The organism is Phenylobacterium sp. (assembly GCF_030693805.1).
GTDB lineage: Bacteria > Pseudomonadota > Alphaproteobacteria > Caulobacterales > Caulobacteraceae > Phenylobacterium.
In genome coordinates this window covers 1-7,325 of record NZ_JAUXZW010000233.1, presented here as the reverse complement: position 1 = coordinate 7,325, position 7,325 = coordinate 1, and the positions used below count along the sequence as shown (strand labels likewise).

Sequence of the window (7,325 nt, the reverse complement as noted above, 5' to 3'; positions counted from 1 at the left end):
CCCAGCGCCTTGAAGAAGGTGTGCGGCCCGATCAGGTCCAGGGTCACAAACCCCGGGAAGATCACCATGGCGACCTGGGTCGGCGGGCCTTCCAGCTTGGGATGGAACATCTCGGCGTGCATGCCCTGGGCCTGGGCGCGTTCGCCCAGCAGGGTCGCGGCGGCGGCCGCCGCGGCGGCGATCTGGAAGTCACGGCGGTTCATCGGCGTGTTCCTGTGTCCGGGAGAGCGCCGTCCGGACCCGCCGCTTGTGCGACAGGCCCGGACGGGTCTTGGGCTTAGAACGCGTAGGCTATCCCGCCGAACACCGAGCGCCCTTCACCGGGGAAGAACACCGCAGTGTTAACGGTCGGGATGCGCGCATCCGTCACTGCCGAGAAGTTCGAGATGTAGACCTCGTCGGTCAGGTTGCGCGCGTCCAGGAAGACGCTGATCCCGTTGTCGAATCTCCACCCGGCGTTCAGGTTCAGCAGGGCGAACGACGGCGACTTCAGCGTGTTGGCGTAGTCGACCCAGGTGTCCTTCGGGGTCCACTGCACGCTGGGCGCCACGAACCAGCCGGCCGCGTTCTGGTAGCGCAACTCGGCCCGGTAAAGGTGCTCGGGCACCACCGGCAGCTGGTTATTGCCGTAGACCTTGTCCCCGTCGAACTTGAAGTCGTTCCAGGTGTAGGTCTGCTTCAGCCGCAGCCCTTCGGCGATCTGCCAGTCGACGCCTGCCTCGACGCCCTGGTGGATCGTGTCGCCGGCGTTGAAGGTCGCCGCCGGAATGCCCAACGCCGGGTTGACCTGGAAGGTCAGCAGCTCGTGCTGGAGCTCGGCGCGATAGACCACCACGTCGAAGGTCAGCGGTCCCATCTTGCCGCGCGCGCCGACTTCGCCGGTCCAGGCTTCCTGGGGCTTCAGGGCCGTGAAGCCGGTGGCTTGCGGCGCCAGGGCGCTGAAGTTCGGGGGTTCGACCGACTTCGTGACGTTGGCGTACACCTGGGCGCCGCCTTCATCTTCCCACAGCAGGCCGATCCGCGGCGCGAACCAGTCGTAGTCGGCCTTGATGTTTGCGTCGAATGTCGCCGCCTGGCCCGGGACCCGATAGCCCGTGTAGTCGCGCTTGGCCTGGCCGTAGGTGCCTCCCGCCACGAGCGCCAGCTGGTCGGTGACGAACAGGCGGCCTTCACCGAAGACGTCGAAGGCTTTGGCGTTCTGCTTGGCCCTCGCGGTTAGGGCGCCCTTCGATCCGCGCACATTGACCCATTGGCGAGCGTCGTTGTCGCCGGTGCGTGCGTAGAGACCGTAGAAGGCGTCGGCGCGCTTGCCGCCCAGTTCGCCCTTCCAGTTGAAGCGCCCGAAGGCGCCCCAGTTGCGGCTTTCATTGTCGACGACGGCGAAGATCGGGTGATCGAGCTGCTTCCAGGTGCCGTAGAGGCCCGAGTCCAGCGTCGTGGACTCCGACAGACGCCAGTGGCTCTGCAGGCTGCCGCGGACCGTACCCATGTCGCGCTGGTAGTTCTGGGCGAGGTTCGTCGGGTTGGCGAGCTTCGGCGTGTTCAACGCCGACGCCAGGGTCACCGCACCGTTGATCTCCTGGTGGACGTAGCCGGAGTTGATGATCAGACGGATGTCGTTCTCGTCGCCGAAGCTGCGCCCGACGTTCATCGAGAAGTACTGTTGCTGGCCGTCGGAGTTCTGGCGGAAGCCGGTTTGCTCGGCGCCGGTGACGCCCGCGAATCCATCCCAATCGCCCCACACCCGCGCCGCTTCGGCGTGGACGCGGTAATTGCCGAACGATCCGCCGTCTGCGCGGATCAGGGTCTCGGCGCCGTTGTTGCGACCGCTGGGGGTGACGATGTTGATCGCGCCGCCCAGCAGCGAACCGCCGAAGCGAAGCGCGTTGCCGCCCTTATAGACCTCGGTGTAGCGCGCGATCATCGGGTCGACGAGCTGGAAGTCGCCAGCGCCGTCGGCCTCATTCCACGGCACGCCGTCCTGAGCCAGCAGCAGGCCGCGGTTGTGCGTCGAGTTGCCGATGCCGGAACCGCGGATCGAGAGGCGCAGGTCGCCGCCCCACTTCTTCTCGGCGTAGACGCCGGGAACGTCGCGCAGGATCTCGGCGAGGTTGGGGGTGAAGCGGGCCTTGTAGGATTCCGCCGAGATGACCGCGACCGAACCCGGAGTCTCGGAGAGGCGCGCACGCGCCTCGGCGACCACCGGCGGGTCTTCGCTGTTCGGGGTGGCGGTGACGATGACGCTGTCGACGGTGTAGCCGCGATCGGCTTCTGCGGCGTGGCTGAGCGCCGGCGCGGCCAGCGCGAGCGCGGCCACGGAGGCGAGAAGGAGGGTCTTCATGGGAGTCGAGTCCTTGGGCCGGCGCGGGAGAGCGCTAGGGCCGATTGATCTGAGATGACGGGCCGGCGTTCGCCGTCGCGCCGTCAGAGCGGAGCGGGCGGCGCGTGGCCGGGCGGTGTCCGCGCCTTAGCGGCGCAGAGTGCTCAGATCGTTGGAGGGCCTCGGGCAGGGGGCGGCGGCGCGGACAGACCGCGTCCCGGGATGATGTCGCGCCAGGCGGCGGACGGCGTTTCGGCGGTGTAGAGGGTGAGCGCCTCGGTGGACTCTGCGATCAGGCTGGGCGCGGGCGCGCCTGCGCCATGGCCGGCGAACACGCATTCGCTATGAGAGCGCGAGCCGTCGTTTTTCCTGCCGTCCGGATCGTCCTTATGGTCGTGAGGCGCGGACGCAACGGCGATGCCGGTCATCTCGACGCCCGTCGTCAGGTGACTGCCGGACGACGGCGCGCCAGGCAGCTCGCCGACGCAGGGGATCAGCCGCGGGGCGCCGTCCTCGACCGAGATCATGAAGCCGGCAGGGATCGCCGCGCGCAGCGCAAGCGCCATCATTGCGAACGTCACCGCGACGCCGCGCAACCGCCAGCCTTTGATCATCCCGAACAGTTTCATCACAGCCCCACCCAACCTTCGACACGTCCGCGGAGGACGCGCAAGGCCAGGCTTCCATGAGCTGGCAATACTGCCGCGCCGGATCGAAAGTTCACGACCGGCGGTGCAAAATTGATGCAACGCAGCGCAAGGCGCTCTCAGTCGGTCAGCCGCGCCGCATGATAGGCGAGTTGCCGCCACCCGAGTGGCGTGCGTGTCCAGACCGCGCTGACGCAGGTGCGCAGGTTGATGGCGGCCTGGGCTTCGCCCGCCCGCGCGATCGCCACCGCCAGTTCCGTCGTCACGACGGCGACGTCGCCCTCGACCACCACCGTCTCCGGTTTCAGCGGTTCGAACGCCATGAAACGCATGGTGCGTCCCAGGCTCGCGATGACTTCCGCCTTGGTCTCGATCTGGCCATGGGTATGGATATGCAGCAGCCGGTCGGACAGCAGCGCTTCCAGCGTCGCCGCGTCCAGGGCGATCATCGCCGCGCGTCGGCGCAACTCCGCCGCCAGCACCAGTTGCTCGTCGTTCGTCCGCGGCGCCACGGCGTCCGCTCCGCCGGTGCTCACGCCACCGACGCCAGCCGGCTCGCCTGATCGATCGCGCGCTTGGCGTCCAGCTCCACCGCCTCGAACGCGCCGCCGACCAGCACCGCGCGCCTGCCGGCGTCCGCCAGGGCGTCATAGAGCTCGCGCTTGGGTGTCTGGCCGGCGCAGATGATCACCGTGTCGACCTCGAACAGCACATCCTCGCCGCCGACGCGGGCGTGCAGGCCGGCGTCGTCCACCTTCACGTACTCGACCCCGCCGATCATCCGCACGCCGCGCCGCTGCAGGGTCAGGCGATGGGTCCAGCCGGTGGTGCGCCCCAGCGTGCGTCCCAGCCGGTCGGCCGTGCGCTGCAACAACACCACCTCGCGACCCGAGGACGCCACCTGAAGCGCCACCCCGGTCACGCCGCCGCGCGGATGGTTGGCGAAATCGATGCCCCATTCGCGGGCGAAAACATCGACGTCCAAAGCGGCCGACGTCCCCGCATGGGTGATCAGCTCGGCCACGTCGAAGCCGATGCCCCCCGCGCCAATGATCGCCACTCGTCGGCCGATGGGTCGCCGGCCGAGGATCGCGTCCACGTAGCCGACCACCTTGGGATGGTCGACGCCGTCGATGTCCGGGGTGCGCGGCTCCACGCCGGTCGCCACCACAACCTCGTCGTAACCCGCGGCCTCCAACGCGCTCGCATCCACGGCCACGCCCAGCCGCAGCTCAACGCCCAGGGCGTCGATCATCCGGCGGTAGTAGCGGAGCGTCTCGTCGAACTCCTCCTTGCCGGGGATGCGGCGCGCCAGATTGAACTGCCCGCCGATCTCGTCGGCCTGTTCGAACAACGTCACCTGGTGCCCACGCTGGGCCGCGACCGTGGCGTAGGCCAGGCCGGCGGGACCCGCACCGACCACGGCGATGCGTCGCGGCTGTTCGGCCGCGGGGTAGTTCAGCTCGGTCTCATGGCAGGCGCGCGGATTGACCAGGCAGCTCACCAGCCGCCCCGTGAAGCTGTGGTCCAGGCAGGCCTGGTTGCAGGCGATGCAGGTGTTGATCTCGTCCTCGCGTCCGTCGCGCGCCTTGGCCACCAAGTCGGGATCGGCCAGCATCGGCCTGGCCATCGACACCAGGTCGCCGTCGCCGCGGGCCAGCACGTCCTCGGCCACCTGGGGCATGTTGATGCGGTTGCTGGTGATCACCGGGCATTTCACCACCTGCCGCAGCCGGCCGGTGACCTGGGTGAAGGCGGCCCTGGGCACCATGGTGGCGATGGTCGGCACCTGGGCCTCGTGCCAGCAGAAATGGGTGCTGATGATCGTCGCCCCCGCCGCCTCGACGCCTTGCGCCAACGCCGTCACCTCGTCCCAGGCGAGGCCGCCCTCCAGCATGTCCATCCCCGGGATGCGGAAGATGACGATGAACTTCGGCCCCACCGTCTGGCGCACCCGGCGCACCACCTCCACAGCCAGCCGCATGCGGTTCTCGAAACTGCCGCCCCAGCGGTCGGTGCGCAGGTTGGTCTTCTCCACCAGGAAGGTCGACAGCAGGTAGCCGGCCGAACCGATGATCTCCACGCCGTCGTAGCCGGCCGACTGGGCCAGCGCCGCGCAGTTGGCGAAGTCGCGGATCTGCTTCTCGATCCCCGCCTCGTCCAGTTCGTTGGGCATGTAGGAGCCGATTCGCGAGCGCACCGCCGAGGGGGCGACGCAGTCGGGCGTGCGGGCCAATGCGCCCGCATGCAGGATCTGCATGCAGATCTTCACGTCCGGATCGGCGGCGTGAACCGCCTCGGTGACGCTCCGGTGGCCCAGCGCCTGGGCCGGCGTGGTCAGCGCGCTTCCGCGGCCGGCCTCATCGTTGGGCGCCACGCCGCCGGTGATGATCATCCCCACCCCGCCGCGCGCCCGCTCGGTGAAGAACGCCGCCTGCCGCTCGAAGCCGTCGGCGAGTTCCTCCAACCCCGTGTGCATGGAGCCCATGACGGCCCGGTTCTTCAGCTGCGTGAACCCCAGGTCCAACGGCGTGAACAGGTGTGGATAGCGGGCGTGGTCGGTCATCGCGTCGATCCTGGCATTTGACCCGCGCACTAGAATATCGCCCGCGCCCCGCGTCGAGCCTATCCCTGCGTCAAGCCGCAGATTCCGAGGCGCTCCGCCGCCCGTCGCGTCCCTGGGACCGCTCATCTTGCACAGCATCTGGCGTCATCGCCGACAGCGGCATGACCGACGAGCAGGTCGGCCGTCTCTTCCAGAGGTTCGTCCAGGCGGACGCGTCGATGCGGCCCAGGGACGCCGATCATCGCCGTGACCGCCAACGCCCTCGCCGACGCCCCCGCTCTGGCGCTCGAAGCCTAGGCTCCCCGGCCGCCGGGGCGCATCAGGCGGCTATGGCGGAGAGGGTGGGATTCGAACCCACGGTACCCTCGCGGGTACGCCGCATTTCGAGTGCGGTGCTTTCGACCACTCAGCCACCTCTCCGTGAGGGTATCTAACAGGCTACACCGAAGGCGGCCCGCCGAGCGAGGCGCGGAACCTAGCTATCTGGGGGCGAGCGCGCAAGCCGCCTCGCGTCAGCGGGGATAGAGCACGATCTGCGTACACCGGAAGAGCGCCAGCGTGCGCCCGCTCTCGTCGTGCGTCACCACCGCATCCCACACCTGGGTCGAGCGGCCGGCATGGGCGCAGGTCGCCTCGCAGGCGATCGCCCCGTCCCGCGCGGCGCCCAGGAAGTTGGATTTGAGCTCGATGGTGGTGAACCCTTCCGCGCCCTTTGGCAGCGCCGCCATGCAACCGTAGCCGCAGGCGGTGTCGGCCAGCGCGATCAGGCAGGCGGCGTGCAGGAAGCCGTTCGGCGCCATGTGATGGCGCGCGATCGCGAAGCGCCCGCGCACCTTTTCCGGCCCGACCTCCAGCCACTCCAGCCCCAGCAGGTCCGGCAGAAGACCGGCCTGGTCGATGTGCGCGGTCACGCCAGGGTCTTGCTGGGTTGATAGGCGTCGCGCAGTTCGCGCTTGAGGATCTTGCCGTTGTGATTGCGCGGCAGGACATCGAGGAACTGCAGGTCCGAGGCGCGCTGGGTCTTGCCCAGGCGTGCGTTCAGCCAGGCGCGCATCGCCTCGGCGTCGCCGATTGCGCCCGCCCGCAGCACCACGAAGGCCACCGGCGTCTCACCCCACCGGTCGGATGGCACGCCGACCACGGCCGCGTCGCTGACGTCGGGGTGGTTGGCCAGTTCCTGCTCCAGGTCGCTCGGATAGACGTTGAAGCCGCCGGAGATGATCATGTCCTTCTTGCGATCGACGATATAGACGAAGCCGTCGGTGTCGACGACGCCGATGTCGCCAGTGTGGTGCCAGCCGAAGGTCGAGGCTTCTTCCGTGGCCTTGGGATTGTTGTAGTAGCCCGACGTGACGAGGCCGCCTCGCACCACGATCTCGCCGGGCTCGCCGCGCGGCAGCAGGCGGCCCTGCTCGTCCATGATCTCGAGCCGCATCAGCGGCGAGATCCTGCCGCAGCTCGCCAGCCGATGGCGGTTGTTGCTCTTCAGCGCCTCGACGTGATCGGCGGGCGAAAAGAACGTGCAGATCATGCAGGCCTCGGCCTGGCCGTAGGTCTGGGTCAGCACCGGGCCGAAGACCTCGATCGCCTCGGCGAGCTTGTCGACCGACATCGGCGCCGAGGCATAGACCAGGTTTTTCAGCGAGCTGTAATCGTGCTTGCGGACATCGGGATGGGCGAGAAGCATGTAGATCAGGGTCGGCGGCATGTAGATGTGCGTGACCTTGTGCTTCTCGATCGCGGCCAGGATGCCGCCGGGATCGGCCGTGCCCATGAAGATGTTGGTGCCGCC

The 7,325-nt window shown here is 68.5% G+C and carries 6 protein-coding genes, 1 tRNA gene and 1 pseudogene; all 8 read right to left on the bottom strand.

Annotated features, from left to right (window positions below):
* Positions 1-203 (bottom strand): annotated as a pseudogene (locus Q8M88_RS09020) (hypothetical protein); the annotation flags it as partial.
* Between the two features lie 74 nt (positions 204-277).
* Positions 278-2,341 (bottom strand): TonB-dependent receptor domain-containing protein, encoded by a 2,064-nt coding sequence (locus Q8M88_RS09015; protein WP_305596542.1) that lies wholly within the window; start codon positions 2,339-2,341, stop codon positions 278-280.
* Between the two features lie 143 nt (positions 2,342-2,484).
* Complete coding sequence (locus tag Q8M88_RS09010) at positions 2,485-2,949, bottom strand: hypothetical protein (protein ID WP_305596540.1); 465 nt, start codon at positions 2,947-2,949, stop codon at positions 2,485-2,487.
* 137 nt (positions 2,950-3,086) lie between these two features.
* Complete coding sequence (locus Q8M88_RS09005; protein WP_305596538.1) at positions 3,087-3,479, bottom strand: nuclear transport factor 2 family protein; 393 nt, start codon at positions 3,477-3,479, stop codon at positions 3,087-3,089.
* 20 nt (positions 3,480-3,499) lie between these two features.
* On the bottom strand, positions 3,500-5,533 hold the full coding sequence (locus tag Q8M88_RS09000; RefSeq protein ID WP_305596536.1) for an NADPH-dependent 2,4-dienoyl-CoA reductase: 2,034 nt from the start codon (positions 5,531-5,533) through the stop codon (positions 3,500-3,502).
* Positions 5,534-5,863: 330 nt separating this feature from the next.
* Positions 5,864-5,953 (bottom strand) — tRNA-Ser (locus tag Q8M88_RS08995).
* Positions 5,954-6,045: 92 nt separating this feature from the next.
* Entirely contained in the window at positions 6,046-6,444 is a 399-nt protein-coding gene (locus tag Q8M88_RS08990; protein ID WP_305596534.1) for a PaaI family thioesterase, read from the bottom strand.
* A partial coding sequence (locus tag Q8M88_RS08985) for a class I adenylate-forming enzyme family protein (protein ID WP_305596532.1) occupies positions 6,441-7,325 on the bottom strand: 885 nt, incomplete at its 5' end. The genes Q8M88_RS08990 and Q8M88_RS08985, both read right to left, overlap by 4 nt.